Source organism: Paenibacillus sp. ACRSA (assembly GCF_022346845.1).
In the GTDB taxonomy this organism is placed as follows: domain Bacteria; phylum Bacillota; class Bacilli; order Paenibacillales; family Paenibacillaceae; genus Paenibacillus.
The window spans coordinates 241,845-263,570 of the sequence record NZ_JAKRNP010000006.1 but is presented as its reverse complement, the minus strand read 5'-3'; the positions used below and the strand labels follow the sequence as shown (position 1 = coordinate 263,570).

The window sequence follows — 21,726 nt, the reverse complement described above, 5'->3', positions numbered from 1 at the left end:
ATACGAATAAGAAGACTGGAATCAATCCGTTTGAGAGCTAAGGATGAATGATTTTTATGGATGAGCTTGATATGGAGGGAATTTAACATGATAACGAAGAAGAAGCTAGGTCAAGAAATTCAAAATGATCATTTTCCTAATCATATTGCCATCATGATGGATGGCAATGGTCGATGGGCTAAACAGCGTGGATTACCACTAACGGCAGGGCATTACGCTGGTATGAAAACGATGCGGAAGATTATTCGGATCTGTTGCAAGATGAATTTGAAATATCTCACACTGTATGCATTTTCCTCTGAGAACTGGAAGCGTCCTAAGGATGAAGTGGATTATATTCTGAGTTTACCAGCGCAATTTTTTGATGAAGCAACATTACAGGAATTTGATGAAAATAACATCCGAGTCCAATTTTTGGGAGACATTCGTAAGTTCTCGACGGGGTTAACGGATATGATGCAATCAACTGTGGAACGAACCAAGAACAATGATGGAATGATTCTGAATTTTGCGATGAATTATGGAGGTAGGGCTGATATTATGCATGCCATGGAACAAATTGTGGCATCCGGCATTCATCCTGATGAGATAACGGAAGAGTTGTTCGAATCGTATTTGTATACCGAAGGTCAACCTTCACCTGAACTCATTATTCGTACGAGTGGGGAGATCCGTCTGAGTAACTTTCTACTATGGCAGTCAGCCACTTCCGAGCTATGGTTTACGCCAACCTATTGGCCTGATTTTAATCAAAAGTTACTGAACAGTGCGATTCAGGAATACATCGGACGAAAAACAAGAGAGTGATATACAGCGAATGATGGGTTGCACCTCAGTTCGTTTAGCTTCGTAATTTATAAAGTCCAATGAAAGGGTGAGTCATGTTGGCAGAAATCAATAAGACATTACGAACATGTGAACAAGGTCACCAATATTATAAAAGCAGTGACTGTCCTACATGTCCAGAATGCGAGAAGAAACGCAAACCCCTAACCGGATTTCTAAGTCTTCTTAGTGCACCGGCTCGACGGGCATTGGAGCATGAAGGGATAAGGACAGTGCAGGAGCTTGCAAACTATCGTGAGCAGGATATCTTGAAGCTGCATGGTATCGGCCCTTCCTCAATGCCGAAACTTCGCAACTTCTTGGAGGAAGAGGGGCTACGGTTCAAAGATTAGTCTCAACACCATCTAATTAATAAGGGGCGATACCGATGAAAACGATTGCGGGTTACTTTGATCCATTTCCTATCCTAGAAACAGAACGCACACGTTTACGACCCATTACGTATTTAGATCTGGATGATATGTACGGCTACTGTTCGCACCCGGATGTCTCGCGCTATACCACTTGGGATAAGCATGAGAGCAAGGAGGATACAAAGGCCTTTATTGATTTTGTCTTAAGTCGGTATGAAGCTGATCAGTTGGGACCTTGGGGGATCGAGTATAAGCCAACTGGAAAGCTGATTGGTAGCTGCAATTATCTGAATTGTGATAGCCATACGATGAAAGCTGAAATTGGGTATGTTCTCTCACATGAATACTGGAATAAAGGTATTATGACCGAAGTTGTGAATCAAATCATTGAATTTGGCTTCACAGAAGTTGGACTTGTTCGAATTCAGGCAATGTGTATGGTCAACAATACAGGTTCCGCGAAGGTTATGGAGAAAACGGGTATGAAGTTCGAAGGTGTTCTGCGGAATTATGCCAAGTTGAAGCAAGAGCTCCACGACTTGAACATGTACGCTATTACCATCGAAGATTACAGATCGCTAAGGGGTGATTAACTTGAGCCGTAGAACAACAGGAACTTTATTATTATTGATAGCGGCATTTTTATATGGTATCCGATATTTGAGTGCTGCTATTTTTGCATCCAATGTTTCATCGTGGGACTCCGATCTGTTTCATTCTATGTTGGATTATGTCGGGACAGCTCCTCGGAATTTAAGCATTATAGCATTAGTAGTGGGGATATTTTATTTATTATGGGCAGAGTACGAGAGTCTTAACCCTAAGAAGCAGAAAGCTATAAAGCAATTTATGATTGATGGTACCTCAGGTGATTGAAAATAACTACATAGAATAGGAAGTGTTAGTGTAATGCAAGCACAGATAGAAGAGCAAAAAGTAGATTCTCGCCCGTTAGGTATATCAGGGCTTGGTGGGTGGCTAGTTTTTGTACAGATTGGACTTTATCTTACAATGATTATGGTTCTGGTCCAATTATTTCAGTACTCCTTAACAGCTTTGAATCCAGGGACATGGGAGATCTTAACGTCAGATCAATCAAGCTTTTACCACCCTTGGTGGGGAGCAATCATTATTTTTGAAGTGACCTATAATGTGCTGTTCTTCATATTTAGCATAGTTACGCTTGTAATGTTTTATCGAAAGAAATCTGTATTTCCTCGTCTGATGATCATATTTTATAGTATTAGTTTAGCTGTGAGCATCATTGATTATCTGTTGTTGCTTCAGATACCTATTGCGAGAGAGCTTGAAGATGGAAGTGGTTTAACCGGAATTGTGAGGTTGGTTATCACCTGCGCAATATGGATTCCTTATTTTATTAAGTCAGAACGAGTTCGTAACACGTTTATCCGGTAAGAGGTAGATATACTAGTTATATAAACCTAAACATCAATAACGTACATAATGTCATATCGAACATCCCCTGTAATCCGTTATAATCTCCAAGTTGAAAAACATGGACTAACGCAATCAGGAGGTACACCGAATTGGCAGCTAAAAATAGGTATAAATCACTCGAACTTGAAACGCCCGGCGTATATGAGCTAGAAGGATTGGAAGTAGGTGTGACATCCAATTGTAATTACAAATGTGACTATTGCTGTGCGTATAATCGAGATGATGGAGAATGTATTAGTGCTCAGGAGGTTATCCGGATTATCAGTGAACTTCCACGGCTCAAACGAGTGCGTTTGTCTGGGGGAGAGGTGACCCTGAAATATCAGGACTGTCTGGATATTGTGACGTACTGTGCAGCCCATGGCATTGACACACAGTTGAATACAAATGCAACCCTGCTGACAGAAGAACGAATACATGCTTTGCGTGATGCAGGATTATCCAATATTCATATTTCGTTTAACTACACGGAACCAGACGCGTATGCTGCTTATTACCGAGTACATCCACGCATGTATGAACGTCTGGAGCAGAACATCCGTCTGTGTACCGAAGTAGGATTAGAGACAGTGCTGGAGACCCTGCTATTTGAAGGCACTCAAGCGAATATGCAAGCCATTAGTGAAAAGGTCTACGACATGGGGGTTCGCATTCACGAGATTCAGAACAGCATTGTGATGCCACATAGCAATTGGAGTCAGATTACACCCAAGGAATCCCTTGTTCGTTCGGTTACGGAACTTATTACACATAAGAAGCCCGATACGACTCTGTATTTCACGTGTATGGATCGCTTCGCCGATCAATTAGGTTTCCGTGAGGAACCGGGCGTCTATTTCTCGAATTGTGTGGACGGAACCAAACAGCTGCATTTACATGGCAATGGAGATATCCTCATCTGTGAATTATGCCATCCGGTGGTCATCGGTAATATTTATCAAGGTACATCCTTAAAAGATATCTATGCGAACCAACCCCGTGCGTTATCGGATTATCTAGAAAAGCTGCCTTGTCCGGCATACGATGCGCTTTTTCCCAATGAACAAAACGCATAATTGAAGCTAGCGCAAGTGGCAAATGGCATGTTGCTTATCGCTCATCACTGACGTACTATAAATGATAAAATGCATTCGTCATCATACAAGTAGAAGATTGTCTGGACTCCTAAACTGGGGAAAAGGTGATCTTCTTTTTTTGCAAATCTATATTCAGATTCATTTAAGCTAATCAGCCTATGATGGCTGTAAGAACTTAGATGAAGAGGTGAGCTTCCATGTTGAAGATCTATGAGAAACCAACTAAGCAGGATTCATATAGAAGAGAAAATGACCCAGCAAGTTCGAACGAACACAATCCTCCGAAGCGACTGCGTAAATGGTTAATCCTTACGCTGGTCATTAGCATAACGATTGGTTCCATACTCTATAGTTTAGCTGACCGTTATCTAATCAGGCACGTGGAAGTGGTCGTTGCTGACAATACAACAAGCACTACGTCTTTCACATCCAGTCAGACCGCACAGACAAGCAGTGAAGTGAATGCAACATCAGATGATTGGAATTATTCCAGTGACGATATGCAGATTAACATTGAGAAGGTTGAGACCGGGACAGGTTCGGATCAGATTACTTATTATGTAGCGGATGTGACTGTAGCTGACGCAAGCAGTCTGCGCACGGCACTGGCGGATAACAGTTTTGGCACGAATATTATTGAGAACACATCTGATATTGCTGCTGCGAACAACGCGGTCTTTGCCATCAATGGTGATTATTACGGTTTCCGAGATGATGGCGTTATTATCCGTAACGGTACAGTATACCGGGATAGTCCAACGCGGGATGCGCTCGCATTGTTCAATAACGGTACGATCAAGACATATAACGAGACAGAAGTTTCTTCCTCAGAGCTACTAGCTGAAGGCGTGACCAATACGTTATCTTTTGGTCCCATTTTAATTCAGAATGGTGAGATTGTGAGTGATTTTAGTAGTGTGAAAATCGATACTAACTTCGGTAACCGCTCTATACAGGATGCGAATCCTCGCACAGCCATTGGTATGATTGCTCCGAATCACTATGTGTTCGTCGTGGTGGATGGACGCCAGGATGAGAGTCGCGGCATGACGCTGGCTGAACTTGCTACTGTTATGAAAAACTTAGGAGCAACGGAAGCGTACAATTTGGATGGTGGCGGCTCGTCGACAATGTACTTTATGGGGCGAGTGGTCAATAATCCGCTGGGGAGAGATCAGGAACGCGGCGTCAGTGACATCCTGTATCTTAAGGAGGGTGAAGCGTCATGACCGTATTAATTCCTGCATATGAACCGGATGTTCGTTTACTGAATCTCATTTTGCAATTACAGACATTTGGTCTTGGCTCCATTGTGATCGTGGATGATGGTAGCGGGCCAGCGTACCGAGGAATATTTGAAACGGCCGAAGCGTATGGATGCACCGTGCTCACACATATTGTTAATTTGGGCAAAGGGCGCGCACTCAAGACGGGATTCCAACACATTCAGGAGAGCAACACGACAGGCTATGTCGTCTGTGCCGACAGTGATGGACAGCATCTTCCTCATGATATTAAGTGCATATTTGATGTGTTGCAGGAGCAACGGACACCGGGCATCGTGCTTGGTAGCCGTCGGTTTAGTGGAAAGATACCGCTGCGCAGCCGTTTCGGCAATACGATTACCCGAGGTGTGTTCGCGCTAACGACAGGAACCAAAGTATATGATACTCAGACAGGTCTACGTGGATGCCCTTATTCCATGCTGGGCTGGTTACTTCAGATTCCTGGGGAACGATTCGAATATGAGATGAACATGTTGCTGGCTGCGCACCAAGAAGGATATGTGATCACGGAGGAGTATATTGATACGGTGTACCTGGATCATAATCGTTCGTCTCATTTCCGGCCATTGGTGGATTCTTTACGGATCTATCTGCCGATCCTAAAGTTCAGCACATCTTCGGTGGTATCCGCGCTCATCGATTTTGCCCTATTATTCATTATTCAATATTTCACACATCATCTATTTCTGGCCGTGGTTACCGCGAGATTGTGCAGTTCAATCTTCAACTATACAGTCAACCTGAAGTATGTGTTCACAGGTGGACAACCGTCCAAGGTTCGCCAATCGTTTCCCAAATATTTTGCACTGGTCATTCTCGTACTACTATTAAATTATGGTCTGCTGTACTTCTATAACGAAACGTTAATTCTTCCGCTCATTGCGGCAAAATTGTTGACTGAGGCGTCAATCTTCCTATTCAGTTATTGGGCACAGCGTCGATTTGTTTATTCCTAAGCGCATCATGAATCACACCAGGTTAGCCAGTACGTACTGGTTAACCTTTTTTGGTTTTTTGGTCAAAAGCATTTCTTATCGACTACAATATAGGTTACGATGTAATAAGCCAGAAGTAAACCTCTTATAAAGGAGCTTATCTATGTATTTAAAAAGTGTAGAGTTGTTGCACGATCAAGTTAGCCAAAAGAACCAGCATCCGTTCGATATTCCAACTGTCGCTTCTTTGGGACGGCTTGAGTTCAAGCGCAACATTACTTTTTTCGTAGGTGAAAATGGCTCTGGTAAATCTACGCTACTAGAAGGTATTGCTTATCAATGCGGGTTCAATACGGCTGGAGGCGGGCGCAACAATTATTATGATACACATGCGTCCGAATCTTCATTAGGTCATTACTTGCGGCTAGGGTGGTTGCCCAAAATATCCAATGGTTTCTTCATGCGCTCCGAATCCTTCTATCAATTTGCTTCACATGTCGAGGAGGTTGGTGCGCTTAGGCATTATGGTGGCCAATCCTTACATAAGCAGTCGCACGGAGAGTCCTTTTTGAGCTTGTTCATGAACCGGTTCAACTCCAAAGGAATCTATTTGTTAGATGAGCCAGAGGCAGCACTATCCCCGGCGAGACAGCTGTCATTACTGCGTATTTTGCATGACCTTTCGGACACCTCTCAGTTCATTATTGCAACGCATTCTCCAATTATTCTGGGTTACCCTGGAGCAAGCATACTGAGCTTCGATCATGGTTCCATTCAGGAAGTGGAGTACGAGGATACCGAGCATGTTCAGATTACCCGTAGTTTCTTGGAGAACCGAGACCGGATGCTGAGGGAGCTACTTAGAGATTAGTGATTAGTACATATGGACGTTAAGGAGGAAGCTTTAGTGAAAATAGGTTTGTTGATTGTCGATATGCAAGAGCATATTGTACGGAATCAGGTGGAAAAATCAAAGATAGATCACGCATGTGAGTACATCAATCATGTTGCTGATGTACTTCGTTCACAGAATCATGTGGTGATTCAGATTCAGGATGTAGAAGGTATGGATGAGGCTAAACCAGAGGAATACCGCTGTATTCCTGAGATAGATGTGAAGCATGGCGACCTAACCATCACTAAACAAAATTCGAATGCGTTCTGGCAGACGGAACTGGAGCAAGTGCTCAGCAGCCAGAATGTAGAGCTTGTCATTATCTCTGGATTTGCGGCAGAAGAATGCGTGACATTTACGTATCATGGAGCAGGGGAACGGGGCTTTACTCCGGTTCTATTACAGAATGGAATTCTAAGTTCACACCCAGATGCGATAACTTCAGCGCTTCGGGATCGGAATGTGGTGTCCTATCCTGTGATCGATTATTTGGTGAAATAAGTGTAGACTTGATAGGAATCGACCTTGGTCGGTTCCTTTTTTGTAGGAACAAGGGTATGTGCTATGCAATGAAACAGGGGCATTTTATATAAGAGTAGCCAAGGAGGAGCGTCATGTTTATTATTGTGGCTAGTAAGGGCATGCGAAGTTGGATCTCGGGTATATTTGATAATGAGACCACAGCAGAACAGTATATAGATACAATTCCAGATGAATTAAAAGAGTTCCAGCAACGGATCGTCATAAATAATCTCAACTATCCGTTTTATATCGTAGAACGAGATGGATTTCAATTTCTAACCGAAGATGAAGTTATTGCAGTATTGGAGCAGACGGAAGTTACAGAGGATGAAGATGAAGTTCATTTTAACCTTTATACCATTGAATCAGATTATCAGCCTAGAATGCCGGGCACCGACTATATGGGCATCTTAAGGCATGAACATGTGACCAATGAACTTATTCAGAGGTATAAGGTGGAGGGATTAGACTACTTATATCGAAGAGGTATCCTGTATTCAAAGTAATAAGTATGCGTAAATTTGATAGGTAAGGGGTCTGAGAACTTTAATTATGAAGCATTTGCTCTTAGTTGATGATGATGCCCATATACGGGCACTTCTGAGGTATGTCATGACAAAAGAAGGATATCAAGTGATTGAGGCAGAGGATGGTGTAGAAGCCATTGAAAGGTTACGAGAAAACAGCATTGATCTAGCCATCATTGATATTATGATGCCGCGGATGGATGGACTCGAACTATGCGATGTCATTAGGCAAAATTACGACATTCCGATCATCATGCTCACCGCAAGAGACCAACTCTTGGATAAAAAGCAGGGTTATCTGCAAGGCACAGATGAATATGTCACCAAACCATTCGAACCAGAAGAGATGGTCTTTCGAGTTAAGGCATTGTTCCGTCGCTACAATCGTACTTCTAGTGATATCATCCGAATGAACCGAATCGTCATTGATCGAAAAAATGTAGAGGTTACGGATGGAGAGTCTATTCTCTTCTTGCCAATGAAGGAATTCGAATTGCTTTCTCAGCTTGCTCAATTTCCGGGTCGACTGTTCTCCAGAGATGAATTAATTCGCCTCGTATGGGGAGTGGACTATGAGGGAGACGATCGTACAGTAGATGTACATATTAAGCGGCTTCGTCAGCGTTTTGCTGAATACGTGGATGATTTTGTTATTCAAACAGTACGTGGGATCGGTTATAAGATTGAGGTGAAGACTCCTTGAGGTCATCGTTATACTTTCGGGTGTTTATAATTACCATCGCAGTTATTGTAGTTAGTGGCATCCTGGGTTTTCTGTTCTCTAATATCTATTATCATGTCAAATTAAAGCCCTTTAATGATGAAAAGTTGGTTGGCATTGCGCAACAAATGAAGAGATTTGCTGAACAGCAGCCTGAAGGCATGGATTCTTATTTGCATAATGCCGCAGCACTTGGTTATGAAATCTATATGACAGATGGTCGAGCGGATGAGCGATTTTATGGTCGTGAGTTCCGGGAGAGGGATCTGGACGAGTCATCAATCAAGCTGGTGCTTGCTGGTAGTGTTTATCATGGTGTCGCCCAGTTCCCGAATCAACCGTTTATAACAGGTTTCTTCGATAATCGATTAAGTAATACTGTGGGTGTGCCAATTCAGATCGATAATCAACAGTATGCCTTATTTATGCGTCCAGATGTCATTCTGCAATTTGGGGAGTTACGCATATTTTTTGCCTTGATTGGATTGTTGACGGTAGGATTAAGTGTTGCCCTTTTCTTAATTAGTACAAGGTATTTAGTCAAGCCAATTGAAAGTTTAACCGATGCAACCAAACGAATCGCGCAAGGAAACTACAACCTGAGATTACCAACTAAACGACGGGATGAGATTGGACAATTAGCTGAACATTTCATGACGATGAGTGGTGAACTGGAACGAGTGGAGCAGGGACGTCAACAGTTTGTATCCAACGTATCCCATGAAATTCAATCACCACTTACTTCGATTCAAGGATTCGCCAAGGTGCTTGCTGAACGTGATCTCTCGCTGGAGGAACGTAATCACTATGCATCTATTATTGAGGAGGAGAGTCGTCATCTTTCCTTGCTTAGTAAACAACTGTTATTACTTTCTTCACTGGAACAAGGGCAAGAAACGTTGACTCAAAGTACATTCTCCCTAAGGGATCACATTCGCCAAGCAGTTCAAGTGTTACAATGGCAGCTTGAAGAAAAGGAATTACTTATAAAAATGTCTGTGCCTGACTCGATTCTGATTCAGGGGAACGATGTGTTGCTTATGCAGGTCTGGATGAATCTGATCGGCAATGCGGTAAACCACATACCGAAGGGGAGAAGCATTGAAATCTATGCTGAAGAAGTAGATAGAAAATGCATCATTATCATTAAAGATACGGGCGATGGCATCGCTCCAGAACATATACCGTTTTTGTTCGATCGCTTCTATCGTGTAGATCGTGCGCGTGAACGTGCTTCTGGTCATACAGGTCTAGGACTAGCTATTGTCCACAAGATTGTTCGAATCCATGGAGGAATGATTGAAGCACAGAGTACAACGGAGGGAACCCGTTTCATAATTACGCTGCCCCAACTGTAACATGTTGTTCATTTGCCGTTCATTTTCGCTTCCTATACTGAGTTCATTACGAGGGAGGGAAGCAGAATGTATTTGGCTATTCGAGAAATGAGATTTGCTAAAGGGCGGTATGCCTTAATTGCTACCATTATGGTGCTTGTTGCTTTTCTGGTTTTGTTTGTCACTGGTCTTGCACAGGGGCTGGCATATGATAATGCAGCCTCTGTTAAGAATATGACTGCAACTCATTTTGTGTTGGAGCAGAATTCGAATCATCGATTCACCAGGTCTCAACTGAACCAGAACCAACTAGAGCAAGCTCGCCTTGCCGTAGGTGAGGGGAATGCAGAGCCACTAGGTGTGAAAATGACGACCGTCATTCCGGCAGGAGATACGAAGAAGGTTGATGTGACCTTGTTCATGGTGAATCCCAATGGTTGGTTGTCTCCAACCGTCAGCGAAGGATCTTCTATTTCTGAGCAGCAGGTTGGACAAGTGATGGTTGACCGGAAGTTGTCTGAATCAGGGGTTCAACTTGGTAGCATTATTGAGGATCAAGCTTCGGGTATGCAATGGAAAGTGAGTGGATTCGTGGAAAATGAGTCCTTCAGTCATTCTCCGGTTGTGTTCTTGAATAAGCAGGACTGGCTTAACCTACAAACAAAATCAACCGCACCTCAAGGTGCTGAATCTGCAGAGAACCCCGTTTACAATGCCATCGCGCTTAAGAACACTTCGTCGGATCAAATTGAAAACGTAGTGAAAGTTTTGCCCGGAACAGAAGTGATTACAAAATCCGAGGCAATATCGGCTATTCCAGGTTACAAAGAAGAGCAGGGTTCACTAGTGATGATGATTGCCTTTTTGTTTGTCATCTCTGCTTTTGTTCTGGCGGTGTTTTTCTATGTAATTACGATTCAGAAAACGAGTCAATTCGGCATTTTAAAAGCAATTGGTACAGGTACTGCTTATTTGGCTAAAAGCGTGGCACTACAGGTATTGGTTTTATCTGTCGGTAGTTTGTTGATAAGCGTGCTTTTGGTTCAAGCCTTTGAGTCCATTTTACCAGCTACTATGCCATTCCAATTAGGTTTCTCTACGCTGGCCTTGACGTGTATATCCTTTGTCGTTATGTCACTGGCAGGCTCGTTATTTTCAGTATGGAAAGTAGCCAAGATTGATGCATTGGATGCGATTGGGAGGACAGCAGCATGAGAAATAGACTAGTACTGCAGGGAATTAGACAAACCTTTGAAGATGGTGGAAGTGAGCGAGTAATACTGAATGAATTAGATCTTGAGGTTGCCGAAGGGGAATTGGTTGCGATTATGGGGCCATCTGGTTCTGGTAAGAGTACATTCCTATCCATAGCGGGTGCGCTTCTGGAACCTCAGCAGGGTCAGGTATTGTTAGATGGAAAGTCAATTACGAGTAAAGATTCGAAAGACATTGCAGATATTCGACTTCGGAACATTGGATTCATTTTTCAAAGTGCTAACTTAATTCCGTATCTGAAAGTTGAAGAACAATTAATTTTGGTCGCCAAGCTGGCGGGAGTGGATAAGAGTGAAGCTTCTAAGCGGGCAGCCGCATTACTTGATACGCTGGGCTTGTCAGCAAGGAGAACCGCATATCCGGACAAGTTGTCAGGTGGGGAGCGTCAGCGTGTTGCCATTGCGCGAGCCTTAATGAATGATCCAGCGGTTTTGCTCGCCGATGAGCCAACAGCTAGTCTAGATGCAGAGCGAGGGCACGATGTTGTTAGCCTGATTGCGAAGCAAGCGAAGGAGCAACAGAAAAGTGCTGTCATGGTAACTCATGATGAGCGCATCCTATCGCTCTGTGATCGGGTTCTCTATCTGGAGAATGGGAAACTGAACGCGAAATAAATATTGTCTAAGGTTACATCCTAACTTTATATGTAATAGAAATCTTTCCCTCTGAAGTGGGCAGTTTGAGGTAACATCCAACTGCAGCATTAGAGGGTTTTTTTATGTAATATAAGCATGCTAAACTCTCCATTCATCGTATACGTTGATGATAGAACCACTTCGCATTTTCCATAACATGGGTTATGATGAAGAAAAAAGTGATCAGGTGATTAAGATAACTACGTATATTATGAATCAAGGGAAAAGGATATATGTCGAAGCCATGGGCGAGGAACATCTGCCTACTTTTCTATATTTGCATGGAGGGCCGGGTACAGGATGTTATGATTTCTTATTAACCCAGGGAGAACAGCTCTCTCAATTTATACGGATTATTGCTATTGATCAACGCGGTGTACTGAGATCTGATGCAATTACAAACGAGGAATCGTTCGGACTTATGGACATTATCGCAGATTGCGAAGCTGTGCGTGAGCATTTTAACTTGCAGCAGTGGGGACTAATTGGTCACTCTTTTGGCGGTTATCTGGCGGTGAAGTATAAGCTTCTACATCCGGATCGAATACATAGCATTATTTTGGAGTGTCCTACCTTTGACTTAGTAGATTCGTCGCGTTCTTTATTGAATGCTAGCTCGCGTCTATTTGAACAAGATAATAGAGTAGTGGAAGCAGAGCGATGCAGGGAAGTGATAGCATTGCAGAATTCGTATGAACTATGGCATGCGAGTACCGAAATATTACAGCAGTTAGGTCATCGGCGAGATGAATTATATGTTTACGGGCCAGATAAGCACTTTTTTGATCAAATGATTAGTGCGTCTCCTTTGTCGGAAGAAGAGTGGAGCAGAGCAAGTGTGCATCAGAGTAAACTGATATCCGAAGGTGCCATACTGGAATCGTTAACTGATCAATTAGCCCAGATCGACGGTCCCATGCTGCTTATTCATGGAACCAGTGATCTGGTAACAACTGACCATCAAGTGAATTGTTTTCTTCAAGGTGGGGAGAAAAGAACTTACATTACTATTGAAGAAAGTGGTCACTTCCCAAGATTTGAACAAAAGAAGAAGTATGCAATGGAGATTCAGCAATTTATTGTGAGCCTACACGAACTGAAATAGACCTGAGGAGGACGGGATAGCATGAATGAAATTGCAATGCCCCGATCAGCAGCATATCTGGTTGAATCGTTGCGAATGACCAATACTGGAACTTCTGTTTTTATCGAAATTCTAGTCCTCAGTGGTTCTTATATCGCGGAAACAGATCGGGAGAAGGAATTTGTCATCTGGTTGGCTCAGCGAGATCAGAATATCGTTGGACGTGGAACAGTGGGATTCGATCTGGACGAAATGCCCTGGTTAGAACATGATCTTGAACCTATGAAGCAGTTTACGTTGCGGATGATTGATGGGGCGAGAAAGAAAACCCAGTGGCAGATGTTAGACTATGAGCCTAGTGAAGATTGGTGCCATGTGAAACTTGATCATTTCTCCGCAATGATTCAGGCGTTCGACCAGAGTCATGTCGATGAACAACAATATATAGAATGGACTGCGCTTGATGAAGAAGATGAATACGAACCGACAATTCCTGTAGGTTATCCTAAGTGTGTACAACATGATGTGTATCTGTCCTGTTTGGGTTGTGTGATCTGCAATTCCAAGAAAGGAGAAGATCAATAATGAAAGGATACTGGGACAAAAGATTCGAGAGCAAAGAGATGGTATGGGGAGAGGAGCCAAGCCAAACGGTTTATCATGCGACGGACGTATTTGCAAGAAATAACGTTCAAACGGTGTTAGTACCCGGATCGGGATATGGTCGCAATACCCGACATTTGTCTTCCCACTTTTCAGTTGTGGGTCTGGAGTTCTCTAAGTCAGCAATTGAAATGTCCAAGGATTGGGATGAGAAAACCCGAATGATTGAGTGTTCTATTCTAGAACCGATAAATCTAGAGACTCAATGGGATGCAATTTACTGCTACAATGTGCTACATCTGTTTCTAATGGAAGATCGGATGAAACTGATCCGCAATAGTATGAAACAATTACGTGATCAAGGCATCATGTATTTCACATGTTTCTCTGATCAGGATCAACGCAATGGGCGTGGAAGCGTGCTGGAGGACAATACATATGAATATAAAGAGGGAAAAGCAGCTCATTTCTTTACAGAACAGGACCTAATTCAGCATTTTGCTGGGATGCGAGTTATTGAAACGGGATTGTTAGATGAAGAGATCACCTATAGTGAGACGGAAACTGAGAAATATAGTTTAAGATATATCATTGTACAGAAGGTATAATTTATGAACAAAGGAGTGGTTCTATGCCTTGGCCGATGGTTCATTTTGCCGTTGCGTCTCGTCTAGTAGCGAATCCATCACCTGAATTTCTATTAGGCAGTATTGCGCCAGATTCGATTCATGTTAGAAGCAATATCACTAGAGCTGACAAAGCCAAAACACACTTGATGATTGAAGAACATGTATTTGTTACGGATGAGCAACTGAAGGATTATTTTGAGATGAACAGACAACAAGCGATGCAGGATAAACGATTTATGGACTACTTGTGCGGGTACATTGCGCATATTTACACAGATCGGGTCTGGACATTCAATATCTATCCGCCATATGAGACTCTTCCAGATGGGAGAAAGATCTATACCCAAGATGTCACGAAGCTGGAATTCCTTATTCTACAGCAGGATGGTGCCAACGAATGGCTAGATAAGCTAAAAGTAGGTCGAGCCTTCGACTTAGGTGGTCTTCGAGAGCATGAAGTCTACCAATATCGAGAGGAGAAACTGCAATTTCTCAAGACACCGGAACATGAACCAATAGAAGATCCAAGCGTTATATCGTTAAGTCTAGTGAATGAGTTTATCACGAATACCGCCCATGAGATTAGGGAGCTATATCAGCCATGGGGAATTATGAAATGAGAGGACAAATAATAACATGACGAAATACATAACGGAAATTACTGATCTAATGCGCAAATATCCAAGGGTATCGGCAGTTATATTATCTGCTATCGCAATTAATCTAATCTATACGTTAGGCAGAAACATAGGCGCATTCATCTATCAGCTAATTCACTAAACGCATAAAAGTCAGATAAAGGAGCGCTGATTAAGAATATGAAAAATTCAATACGTCTCACACGGTATGATCAGCAGTATGATGATGCATTAGCGAATTTTTCTCTCACAGGTGAACAGTTTCGATTTACCGCAATGCCTGCGGAAGTGATCGAGGAAGCGATTCAGAATGAAAATAAATACCCCATCGTTATTTTGCATGAAGATACGGTAGTTGGCTTTTTTATTTTGCACCGATACTCTGAATATGCAGATGAACACGTTGATCGTGAGACAAGTCTTCTGATCCGGGCGTTATCGATCTCAACCGAATATCAAGGGAAAGGGTATGGCCTTGAAGCTATGCAAGTATTGCCGTCATTTGTGCAACAGCTTGTTCCAGATATGAATGAGATCATACTGGCCGTGAATGAGGATAACATTGCAGCCCAGAAGTTATATCTCAAAGCAGGGTTTGTGGATACAGGCAGACGAATGATGAAAGGGCAAGTTCTCCAGTTTATTTTTCATTATAAAATGAGATAGGAGTGAGGAAGATAGATATCGTCATGAATCTAGAACCCCATGGTTGGCTGGATATCTTCATCACACCGACATTTGGTGAACGTATTGAGATCCCGGCTTCATTTCTTACGGATGCCATTCGTGATCTAGTAGATAAACTTATTGCCCTGAGAAAGGGAGCAGACGATGTCGAAATTACGATCCAGACAGAACCAGGGGAATATCGATTCTGGATTAAGAAGCAATCGGCTAGCCGAGTTCAATTTGAAGTGTATGAAATGAGTGATAACTTTAGCTCAGAAGCAGTCCATGAGGGACGCCGTTTAATGTCAGAAGAAGTAACCAGGGTGAGATTGTATAAATTAATGTACAGAGAACTTAAGAAAATGAAAGATTTAGGGCTTGATGAGTATAAAAAGCGGTGGAGTGGAGATTTTCCTCAGAGTGGATTTACACAAATAGAGAGATATGTTCAGAACTAACGAGGTGAACGTTGGATTTCAGAATACTAATGAAGATGACATGAGGGGGAGATCATGTACGCTGTCATTGCTAATGTGATTATAGACAACCAGCTCCGAACAGGTGCCAAGGTGTTTATTTTATATTGTCATGGGATGGCTGAGAGTCCTAAGGTCTATGGAATGGCCAAAGGTGGCAAGCGCATTGAGAAGTATATCTCATACAAGAAACTCAAGAAGTTCAGGTCTCAGTGGATTCCCGAGCACATAAGGCATCGCGTTCGTTGGTCATATGAGGATCGAGCCAGTGCAGATCGCAGTGCCAAAGCACTGGAGTTGATGTGGACTAACGTCCGCGTATACGATACTTCTGGCAAGTTAATTAAGGATGGCGTGTCTGCTAGTAAAGTTGATGAGATAGCTATGAGCATGAACTTTGTGGATCGTCGTTATGTTTTTGATGAGAATGAGGATTAAGAGGCTGCTCTGTAGAGTGGCCTTTTGTGGTATAGAGAGCAAGCAAAGTGCAACAAACCTGCAAGTTCTTGCAACAAAACACGGAATCGTAGTTATAGCTTAGTTCGGCATGTATGATGAGTCGTAAGAGGAGGGACATTTACGTGAAGCTTATATTTGAAATCAGTTCATTGCTTGACCGAAGTACAGCCAAGATTGTTACACATCCAGAGGAACAACAGCACTGGGATTCGATCCGAGAAGCTATTCATCAAATGGATACAAAGATTGTGGTCATCAATGCTAAAAACAACCGCAATGTGCAAATTAAGCTCAGTTCGATCGCCGTCATCCAGTCGGAAGATCGGTTGTGCAATGTACGTCTGATCACAGGTGAGCACTACTTGCTCCCCAAACGCTTAAAATTTGTGGAAGAGGATCTAAGTGATCAGCATTTTGTGAGAATTAATAATCAAACAATTATTAACACAGCTTGTATCCAAACATTCGCAGCAACCCAGCAGGCCAGAATTCAAGTCGAGCTTGTGGACGGATCCAGCTATTATGTCAGTCGGTATTACATCAAACAATTCAGGGGGAAATTAGTATGATACAACAACTACGCCAATCGTTCTTTCAAGTATTCACATTGACTTCGTTATGGGTGACACTTCTGTTAACGGTTTTTGATCCGAACCATTCCATTCGGTTGACTTATCTATGGAATGTTGCTGGGATTGCTGTTATCGCAGCGCTAATATTCGGGGTGATGTATGATGCATTATGGAACTACTTTACCCTTAAGCCGGTATGGAATATTGTCATTACATCTACGTTGAATATACTCGGTGGAATGGCGATGGTTTGGCTATATTCGCCAGACATGTTTGATGTGATCGCACCTTGGTTCCCTGGAATGTGGTTACTATCCATTGTGCTGCATATCCTTGCTTTTTATTTTTATGCTAAAATGGATAACAAGAAAAAAGTGGAAGAATTAAATCGAATACTGAAGTAGGTAAGGAGAGTAATAATGCGTCAAGATGAACTACTTGCATTATATGGCTTAGATCCGAACCCGAAGTATAGAAATCAGATCAGGCAAAAGTTAGAAGAAGAGATTCATCAGCAGGATGTCGAAGACCATGAATATCTCAAAACACTTTGCATAATGTTGTTCTGTATGGGGAACGTGGAGGATAACCAGCTCATCTGGCAGGCTAAACGCAAAAATCAGGATACGGGCAGCTACATTGATGTGCAGCTCCTTTGTGGTGCAGGTTATGAGGAAACGATCTCTTACCTAGATCAACAGGATGATGCGCTCGCAGTAGCAGAATTACAATATCTTCGGCAGTGTGAGCCATATGATTTTGTGCAATTCTCCAAGGCGGAGTGGGTAAGCCATTACAAGCGTTATTATGGAATTTCGTGATAAGGAGGTTACATGAATAAAAAAGGTAGAAACGTTATCCTTGTTGTTCTATTTGCCATTTTAATTCTAGTGTTTACGAATCCTAATGAAGCAGATTATGAGCAGTGGTTGGCGGAGGAACACGGTATTCATTATACGAGTTCTCCCGAGATGGGTAGAGAGTATGTGATGTCCACGAATGGTGTGGATCAGAAGATTGAATACCGTTGGGGTGCTATCCAGCATGCTGGAATCTATACCATCTATGACAAGCATTATACGGATGCTGACGGCAACGATATAACTATCAAGGCGTTCGGTATTCTGAAAATGCTATTTAACCGATCTTAATCTGTCCTGGTAATAAAATTAATCAATGACGAGTGAATAAATTTTTTTATTTTCCTAGTTATGAAACTGAAAAAGAGAGCTAACTGCCATACGCCCTTAGTATGATTACAATCATGCTTCGTGGCGTATTTTGTTAAGGCATATATGGCAGGATCGTATAGATATTCGCAAATTCCACATTATGGGTTATGATGTTTTATAGTGAAAATTTAGCAGTAGCAATGATAAATAGCAGAGTTTCTCCTAGATCCGGTCGTAATGTGTGTTCCATAGTTGGGGGAAGTGCTATTGGGTAAGTTACCTTTTCCATTTTATAAAAGGGGGAATCGAGAGATGCGGAAGGTAAGTGTGCTTTTACTGGTACTCGTTGTTCTCGTATTAACTGCCTGTCAAGTTCAATCTACAAGCGAACGTGTGCGAGAATCAAGCTCAACGCCAACGACCAATAATGAAACAGAGCAGATCACTTCCGAGAACGAATCATCCAGCGAAGTGGTTGTTGAGCCGGTAATAGAAGAACCTGTATATCTGGATGAAGCGAACTATTCAGGCGATGAACTTGAAATTATACAACTAATCAACGCCCGGATACGTTATTTATGGGAAGAGGATGAACAGCAGTATTTACAATTGTTCCAAGAACAATCAGGCGTTTCTAGCATGCCAAGTTATAAGATAGAGGCCGTTACGTTCACGAGTGATCTTACTATTAAGGAGCAGCGAACATTATACGAAGGACTCGTATTTCTCGAAGAAATTAGATTTGGTGGCAAGAAATCACCGAGCATGTATGTGTTCACTAAAATCAAGGGCGAGGGAGACTCTGCTCGTTGGCAGTTTGCTGGGATTGATTAATTGTAGCAAGTCAGTTGCATGTTCCGCTAATAGGGATATGTAACTTGTACATATGTATTAGATTAACATTTTGGAGGTTCGATTATGTCAATTTATGCACTAAGTGTCATCGTAGCAACTGCTCTATTGTTAATTATAGGGAAATGGAGAAAGAACAAAGTTGTATTTAGGTGGGGCGTTGCAAGTCTTGTATTGATGGTAATTACTATGGGGCCTGCGTTTATATTTGGATTTATGGATGGATGGACTGAAGGCGTGTCAGCGCGTTAATTGCAAAAGTGGATGTTCGGGAGAGAATTCAATAGAATACGGCCATCTAACTGATGAAGATGAAGGCCTAGTTGTACACAAGGAGGGATACAATGGAATACATAGGTAAGCATGTACGCATTACGCAAGCAACGGAGGAAGATCTTGATTTTCTGTGTAGGCTGGAGTGTGATCCGAGCATCTGGGTGTACGAAGAGAGTATAGAGTCAGACGCAGAGAAGGTAAGGGAGAAGTATCGAGAACAATTTCCTACAAATGTAGATCGATATGCTTACGATTTTATCATTAGCCGCATAGATGATGCGGAGAACACGCCGATTGGACTTGTGCAGATGTGGAGCTACGTTGACTTTAGGAAGAGTTGGGAGCTAGGATTCGGCATGCTGCCGGATTATACTGGCCGAGGGTATGCGAGCGAAGCCACCAGGTTGTTGCTTCAATTTGCTTTTGCCGAAGTACAGGCTCATAAAGTGGTAGGGATGTGTAATGCAAAAAATACACGGTCAGCTCTTCTGATGGAGAAGGTGGGTATGAAGCGGGAAGGTATCTTTAGAGATGAATTATTTTGGAATGAACAATATGTAGATCAGTATTTCTTCTCGGTGCTCAAGAGTGAATTTTTTGCAGACGCAGGTGTAGAAGGAGTCTGACAATATGAAGGAAACGAAACAGGAAAAGTGGGAACGTCAAATAAAAAAAGGAAAGCTCCATTATATTATTATTCACGGAGTAATTGGATGGGGCATTCCGACGGCGTTGATCTTTACATTAATTAAGGTGTTATTTAATGATCGGCCGTTTGCATTAAACAATGAGTTTTATAAGGGTCTCTTCATTAATCTCGTCATATTTTCGCTAGGTGGGATATGGTTTGGTTTGTGGACGTGGAGAGCAATAAAGACGAGAAATAATGAACAAAAGTAGAAGATGATTAAGGAGTGGTTAGGGATGTTTGAGATCATTGACATTAGACAGAAGCCAGAACGGGTACAGGATGCTGTGCAGTATTTCTGGAAACAGTGGGGAACCGAAACGAGCTACCACTTCTACCGAGATTGTATGGAGCGTTCGGTTGAAACGGAGAGTGATGTACCCCGATTTTATGTAATGTTGGATGGGGATCGAATCATTGGAGGTTACGCTTTATTACGTAGTGATCTGAACAGCAGGCAGGATCTATTTCCGTGGTTTGCCTGTCTCTATGTAGAGCCAGAATACCGAGGGAAGAAGCTTGGCGAACAACTACAGAACCATGCGATTCGCGAAGTGCAGGCTAAGGGATACGATAAGTTATATCTCTGTACAGATCTAACCGACTACTATGAGAAAAATAACTGGACTCATATCGGCAAAGGTTATTTGCTAGATGATGAGGAGACACGGATTTATGAATACTCCATTTGAGACCTTAATATGTGCATACTTCAATCATGTGGAATATAACATAACGGATGTTCCTTATGGTCAGACGAATACGACAAAGATCCTGGAGATTGACGGACATAAATATATTATGCGGATCTATAATAAGTACACAAAGTCGATAGAAGGCATTGAACTTGAATCTGAAATAACCACCACTTTGGATAGTAATGTAGATTTGTTCGAAGTGCCTATATTTCTTCGAACACTAACTAATGAGAAGTATATCGAGTTGGAAGAAGGGTCATTAGGAGCCGTTACGACATTTCTTCAGGGAGATGTACCACAATTAATGAGTGCAGAGCAGGCTAGAGAGTTTGGTCGACTGGTGGGTGGTTTTTCTGCCCGAGTTCGTGAATTTAGTGTGGATAAAGACATCTACCGTGGGACATCATTTACGAAAATGTATGATATCCATCCGTTAGCTACTAGTCAATCGATTAGGTCGTTTGTGGAGAATCCCCCTTTCCCATTATCGCCGAAATTACTTGCGTTTTATCGCGATATAATTGAAGCTGTTGAGGGTTCGGGGCAGACATTAGAAGTATTGCCGCATCAGTTCGTTCATCATGATCTATTAATCTATAATTTGTTGGCTCAGAACAATAAAGTAACTGGGGTATTGGACTTTGATTTTATCTCTTGGGATGTTGCGTTTATGGAATGCATGATTAGCCTCAATCATCTAATTCATGAATCGGAAGGCTCATTTGAGATGATAGAATCATTTTTAAAAGGCTATTCGTCTGAACGCAAACATTCTTCTCAAGAGATCGAACATCTGATGCTGCTAACGCAGATATATTATATCTCAGTTTTACACTTTTATATTGGTCAGCACTATGCGGGTATTACAGTTGAACACAACTTCATTTTTATCCTCCAACAATTAGAGAGAAATGTACAATGGTTACATCAAAATGAATATCAATTACAAACTTTGTTGTATGAACATTTAGTTCACTAAGAGCTGTGATCGGTTGATCGGATTAAGAACGTTGGATAACAGCAATAGTTGATTGATTCTATATA

The 21,726-nt window shown here is 42.2% G+C and carries 33 protein-coding genes; all 33 read left to right on the top strand.

Annotation, left to right across the window (positions count from 1 at the left end):
* The first annotated feature begins 87 nt into the window (after positions 1-87).
* The gene (locus tag MH215_RS19040) at positions 88-807 is read left to right on the top strand and encodes an isoprenyl transferase (RefSeq protein WP_239292708.1); all 720 of its coding nucleotides are present in this window, start codon (positions 88-90) and stop codon (positions 805-807) included.
* 74 nt (positions 808-881) lie between these two features.
* Positions 882-1,178 (top strand): RNA polymerase alpha subunit C-terminal domain-containing protein, encoded by a 297-nt coding sequence (locus MH215_RS19035; protein ID WP_239292706.1) that lies wholly within the window; start codon positions 882-884, stop codon positions 1,176-1,178.
* Positions 1,179-1,213: 35 nt separating this feature from the next.
* Positions 1,214-1,792, top strand: a complete 579-nt coding sequence (locus tag MH215_RS19030; RefSeq protein WP_239292704.1) for a GNAT family N-acetyltransferase — start codon at positions 1,214-1,216, stop codon at positions 1,790-1,792.
* A gap of 1 nt (position 1,793) precedes the next feature.
* Complete coding sequence (locus MH215_RS19025) at positions 1,794-2,075, top strand: hypothetical protein (RefSeq protein WP_239292702.1); 282 nt, start codon at positions 1,794-1,796, stop codon at positions 2,073-2,075.
* Positions 2,076-2,108: 33 nt separating this feature from the next.
* Entirely contained in the window at positions 2,109-2,615 is a 507-nt protein-coding gene (locus MH215_RS19020; protein ID WP_239292700.1) for a DUF2569 domain-containing protein, read from the top strand.
* Positions 2,616-2,746: 131 nt separating this feature from the next.
* Positions 2,747-3,712 carry a radical SAM protein gene (locus tag MH215_RS19015; protein ID WP_239292698.1) on the top strand — a complete coding sequence of 322 codons (966 nt, stop codon included), beginning with the start codon at positions 2,747-2,749 and terminating at the stop codon, positions 3,710-3,712.
* A 218-nt stretch (positions 3,713-3,930) separates the two neighbouring features.
* Positions 3,931-4,962, top strand: coding sequence for a phosphodiester glycosidase family protein (locus tag MH215_RS19010; RefSeq protein ID WP_239292696.1), 1,032 nt, complete (start codon positions 3,931-3,933; stop codon positions 4,960-4,962).
* A complete protein-coding gene (locus MH215_RS19005; protein WP_239292694.1) occupies positions 4,959-5,975 on the top strand; it encodes a bifunctional glycosyltransferase family 2/GtrA family protein in 1,017 nt (338 codons plus the stop codon). The genes MH215_RS19010 and MH215_RS19005 overlap by 4 nt, the downstream gene beginning before the upstream one ends.
* A 142-nt stretch (positions 5,976-6,117) precedes the next feature.
* Positions 6,118-6,825, top strand: coding sequence for an AAA family ATPase (locus tag MH215_RS19000; protein WP_239292692.1), 708 nt, complete (start codon positions 6,118-6,120; stop codon positions 6,823-6,825).
* Between the two features lie 36 nt (positions 6,826-6,861).
* Positions 6,862-7,350, top strand: a complete 489-nt coding sequence (locus MH215_RS18995) for a cysteine hydrolase family protein (protein WP_239292690.1) — start codon at positions 6,862-6,864, stop codon at positions 7,348-7,350.
* Between the two features lie 113 nt (positions 7,351-7,463).
* Positions 7,464-7,877: a hypothetical protein gene (locus MH215_RS18990; protein WP_239292688.1), complete on the top strand. Its 414-nt coding sequence runs from the start codon at positions 7,464-7,466 to the stop codon at positions 7,875-7,877.
* Positions 7,878-7,923: 46 nt separating this feature from the next.
* Positions 7,924-8,601: a response regulator transcription factor gene (locus MH215_RS18985; protein ID WP_239292686.1), complete on the top strand. Its 678-nt coding sequence runs from the start codon at positions 7,924-7,926 to the stop codon at positions 8,599-8,601.
* On the top strand, positions 8,598-9,977 hold the full coding sequence (locus MH215_RS18980) for a sensor histidine kinase (RefSeq protein ID WP_239292684.1): 1,380 nt from the start codon (positions 8,598-8,600) through the stop codon (positions 9,975-9,977). The genes MH215_RS18985 and MH215_RS18980 overlap by 4 nt, the downstream gene beginning before the upstream one ends.
* Before the next feature lie 66 nt (positions 9,978-10,043).
* On the top strand, positions 10,044-11,171 hold the full coding sequence (locus MH215_RS18975; protein WP_239292682.1) for an ABC transporter permease: 1,128 nt from the start codon (positions 10,044-10,046) through the stop codon (positions 11,169-11,171).
* Positions 11,168-11,845 carry an ABC transporter ATP-binding protein gene (locus tag MH215_RS18970; RefSeq protein ID WP_239292680.1) on the top strand — a complete coding sequence of 226 codons (678 nt, stop codon included), beginning with the start codon at positions 11,168-11,170 and terminating at the stop codon, positions 11,843-11,845. The genes MH215_RS18975 and MH215_RS18970 overlap by 4 nt, the downstream gene beginning before the upstream one ends.
* A 265-nt stretch (positions 11,846-12,110) precedes the next feature.
* Entirely contained in the window at positions 12,111-12,971 is an 861-nt protein-coding gene (locus tag MH215_RS18965) for an alpha/beta hydrolase (protein WP_239292678.1), read from the top strand.
* Positions 12,972-12,992: 21 nt separating this feature from the next.
* The gene (locus tag MH215_RS18960) at positions 12,993-13,535 is read left to right on the top strand and encodes a hypothetical protein (RefSeq protein WP_239292676.1); all 543 of its coding nucleotides are present in this window, start codon (positions 12,993-12,995) and stop codon (positions 13,533-13,535) included.
* Positions 13,535-14,161 (top strand): class I SAM-dependent methyltransferase, encoded by a 627-nt coding sequence (locus MH215_RS18955; protein WP_239292674.1) that lies wholly within the window; start codon positions 13,535-13,537, stop codon positions 14,159-14,161. The genes MH215_RS18960 and MH215_RS18955 overlap by 1 nt, the downstream gene beginning before the upstream one ends.
* 23 nt (positions 14,162-14,184) lie before the next feature.
* Positions 14,185-14,802 carry a zinc dependent phospholipase C family protein gene (locus MH215_RS18950; protein ID WP_239292672.1) on the top strand — a complete coding sequence of 206 codons (618 nt, stop codon included), beginning with the start codon at positions 14,185-14,187 and terminating at the stop codon, positions 14,800-14,802.
* 16 nt (positions 14,803-14,818) lie between these two features.
* Positions 14,819-14,962 (top strand): hypothetical protein, encoded by a 144-nt coding sequence (locus MH215_RS18945; protein WP_239292670.1) that lies wholly within the window; start codon positions 14,819-14,821, stop codon positions 14,960-14,962.
* 38 nt (positions 14,963-15,000) lie between these two features.
* Positions 15,001-15,486, top strand: a complete 486-nt coding sequence (locus MH215_RS18940; protein ID WP_239292668.1) for a GNAT family N-acetyltransferase — start codon at positions 15,001-15,003, stop codon at positions 15,484-15,486.
* A gap of 23 nt (positions 15,487-15,509) precedes the next feature.
* Positions 15,510-15,947, top strand: coding sequence for a hypothetical protein (locus MH215_RS18935; protein ID WP_239292666.1), 438 nt, complete (start codon positions 15,510-15,512; stop codon positions 15,945-15,947).
* Positions 15,948-16,001: 54 nt separating this feature from the next.
* Positions 16,002-16,403 (top strand): hypothetical protein, encoded by a 402-nt coding sequence (locus MH215_RS18930; RefSeq protein WP_239292664.1) that lies wholly within the window; start codon positions 16,002-16,004, stop codon positions 16,401-16,403.
* Between the two features lie 143 nt (positions 16,404-16,546).
* Positions 16,547-16,993, top strand: a complete 447-nt coding sequence (locus tag MH215_RS18925) for a LytTR family DNA-binding domain-containing protein (RefSeq protein WP_239292662.1) — start codon at positions 16,547-16,549, stop codon at positions 16,991-16,993.
* Positions 16,990-17,400 (top strand): hypothetical protein, encoded by a 411-nt coding sequence (locus MH215_RS18920; protein ID WP_239292660.1) that lies wholly within the window; start codon positions 16,990-16,992, stop codon positions 17,398-17,400. Before MH215_RS18925 ends, MH215_RS18920 begins: the two co-directional genes overlap by 4 nt.
* Positions 17,401-17,415: 15 nt before the next feature.
* The gene (locus tag MH215_RS18915; RefSeq protein ID WP_239292658.1) at positions 17,416-17,817 is read left to right on the top strand and encodes a hypothetical protein; all 402 of its coding nucleotides are present in this window, start codon (positions 17,416-17,418) and stop codon (positions 17,815-17,817) included.
* A 12-nt stretch (positions 17,818-17,829) separates the two neighbouring features.
* Positions 17,830-18,147, top strand: a complete 318-nt coding sequence (locus MH215_RS18910; RefSeq protein ID WP_239292656.1) for a hypothetical protein — start codon at positions 17,830-17,832, stop codon at positions 18,145-18,147.
* A gap of 333 nt (positions 18,148-18,480) precedes the next feature.
* Positions 18,481-19,002 (top strand): hypothetical protein, encoded by a 522-nt coding sequence (locus tag MH215_RS18905; protein ID WP_239292654.1) that lies wholly within the window; start codon positions 18,481-18,483, stop codon positions 19,000-19,002.
* An 84-nt stretch (positions 19,003-19,086) separates the two neighbouring features.
* Positions 19,087-19,272, top strand: coding sequence for a hypothetical protein (locus MH215_RS18900; RefSeq protein ID WP_239292652.1), 186 nt, complete (start codon positions 19,087-19,089; stop codon positions 19,270-19,272).
* Between the two features lie 92 nt (positions 19,273-19,364).
* A complete protein-coding gene (locus MH215_RS18895) occupies positions 19,365-19,922 on the top strand; it encodes a GNAT family N-acetyltransferase (RefSeq protein WP_239292650.1) in 558 nt (185 codons plus the stop codon).
* Between the two features lie 4 nt (positions 19,923-19,926).
* Positions 19,927-20,196: a hypothetical protein gene (locus MH215_RS18890; RefSeq protein WP_239292648.1), complete on the top strand. Its 270-nt coding sequence runs from the start codon at positions 19,927-19,929 to the stop codon at positions 20,194-20,196.
* Between the two features lie 24 nt (positions 20,197-20,220).
* Positions 20,221-20,676: a GNAT family N-acetyltransferase gene (locus tag MH215_RS18885; RefSeq protein WP_239292646.1), complete on the top strand. Its 456-nt coding sequence runs from the start codon at positions 20,221-20,223 to the stop codon at positions 20,674-20,676.
* Positions 20,660-21,661: a phosphotransferase enzyme family protein gene (locus MH215_RS18880; protein ID WP_239292635.1), complete on the top strand. Its 1,002-nt coding sequence runs from the start codon at positions 20,660-20,662 to the stop codon at positions 21,659-21,661. The genes MH215_RS18885 and MH215_RS18880 overlap by 17 nt, the downstream gene beginning before the upstream one ends.
* The last annotated feature ends 65 nt before the right edge of the window (positions 21,662-21,726 follow it).

Coding starts and splice junctions, on each gene's coding strand:
- MH215_RS18950 (WP_239292672.1), top strand. CDS start 14,185: ATGCCTTGGCCGATGGTTCATTTTGCCGTTGCGTCTCGTCTAGTAGCG.
- MH215_RS19000 (WP_239292692.1), top strand. CDS start 6,118: ATGTATTTAAAAAGTGTAGAGTTGTTGCACGATCAAGTTAGCCAAAAG.
- MH215_RS18945 (WP_239292670.1), top strand. CDS start 14,819: ATGACGAAATACATAACGGAAATTACTGATCTAATGCGCAAATATCCA.
- MH215_RS18890 (WP_239292648.1), top strand. CDS start 19,927: ATGAAGGAAACGAAACAGGAAAAGTGGGAACGTCAAATAAAAAAAGGA.
- MH215_RS18920 (WP_239292660.1), top strand. CDS start 16,990: ATGATACAACAACTACGCCAATCGTTCTTTCAAGTATTCACATTGACT.
- MH215_RS18930 (WP_239292664.1), top strand. CDS start 16,002: ATGTACGCTGTCATTGCTAATGTGATTATAGACAACCAGCTCCGAACA.
- MH215_RS18910 (WP_239292656.1), top strand. CDS start 17,830: ATGAATAAAAAAGGTAGAAACGTTATCCTTGTTGTTCTATTTGCCATT.
- MH215_RS18960 (WP_239292676.1), top strand. CDS start 12,993: ATGAATGAAATTGCAATGCCCCGATCAGCAGCATATCTGGTTGAATCG.
- MH215_RS18955 (WP_239292674.1), top strand. CDS start 13,535: ATGAAAGGATACTGGGACAAAAGATTCGAGAGCAAAGAGATGGTATGG.
- MH215_RS18880 (WP_239292635.1), top strand. CDS start 20,660: ATGAATACTCCATTTGAGACCTTAATATGTGCATACTTCAATCATGTG.
- MH215_RS18915 (WP_239292658.1), top strand. CDS start 17,416: ATGCGTCAAGATGAACTACTTGCATTATATGGCTTAGATCCGAACCCG.
- MH215_RS19035 (WP_239292706.1), top strand. CDS start 882: ATGTTGGCAGAAATCAATAAGACATTACGAACATGTGAACAAGGTCAC.
- MH215_RS18900 (WP_239292652.1), top strand. CDS start 19,087: ATGTCAATTTATGCACTAAGTGTCATCGTAGCAACTGCTCTATTGTTA.
- MH215_RS18965 (WP_239292678.1), top strand. CDS start 12,111: ATGGGCGAGGAACATCTGCCTACTTTTCTATATTTGCATGGAGGGCCG.
- MH215_RS19040 (WP_239292708.1), top strand. CDS start 88: ATGATAACGAAGAAGAAGCTAGGTCAAGAAATTCAAAATGATCATTTT.
- MH215_RS19010 (WP_239292696.1), top strand. CDS start 3,931: ATGTTGAAGATCTATGAGAAACCAACTAAGCAGGATTCATATAGAAGA.
- MH215_RS18935 (WP_239292666.1), top strand. CDS start 15,510: ATGAATCTAGAACCCCATGGTTGGCTGGATATCTTCATCACACCGACA.
- MH215_RS18975 (WP_239292682.1), top strand. CDS start 10,044: ATGTATTTGGCTATTCGAGAAATGAGATTTGCTAAAGGGCGGTATGCC.
- MH215_RS18885 (WP_239292646.1), top strand. CDS start 20,221: ATGTTTGAGATCATTGACATTAGACAGAAGCCAGAACGGGTACAGGAT.
- MH215_RS19020 (WP_239292700.1), top strand. CDS start 2,109: ATGCAAGCACAGATAGAAGAGCAAAAAGTAGATTCTCGCCCGTTAGGT.
- MH215_RS19030 (WP_239292704.1), top strand. CDS start 1,214: ATGAAAACGATTGCGGGTTACTTTGATCCATTTCCTATCCTAGAAACA.
- MH215_RS18990 (WP_239292688.1), top strand. CDS start 7,464: ATGTTTATTATTGTGGCTAGTAAGGGCATGCGAAGTTGGATCTCGGGT.
- MH215_RS18895 (WP_239292650.1), top strand. CDS start 19,365: ATGGAATACATAGGTAAGCATGTACGCATTACGCAAGCAACGGAGGAA.
- MH215_RS18940 (WP_239292668.1), top strand. CDS start 15,001: ATGAAAAATTCAATACGTCTCACACGGTATGATCAGCAGTATGATGAT.
- MH215_RS19005 (WP_239292694.1), top strand. CDS start 4,959: ATGACCGTATTAATTCCTGCATATGAACCGGATGTTCGTTTACTGAAT.
- MH215_RS18905 (WP_239292654.1), top strand. CDS start 18,481: ATGCGGAAGGTAAGTGTGCTTTTACTGGTACTCGTTGTTCTCGTATTA.
- MH215_RS18985 (WP_239292686.1), top strand. CDS start 7,924: ATGAAGCATTTGCTCTTAGTTGATGATGATGCCCATATACGGGCACTT.
- MH215_RS18970 (WP_239292680.1), top strand. CDS start 11,168: ATGAGAAATAGACTAGTACTGCAGGGAATTAGACAAACCTTTGAAGAT.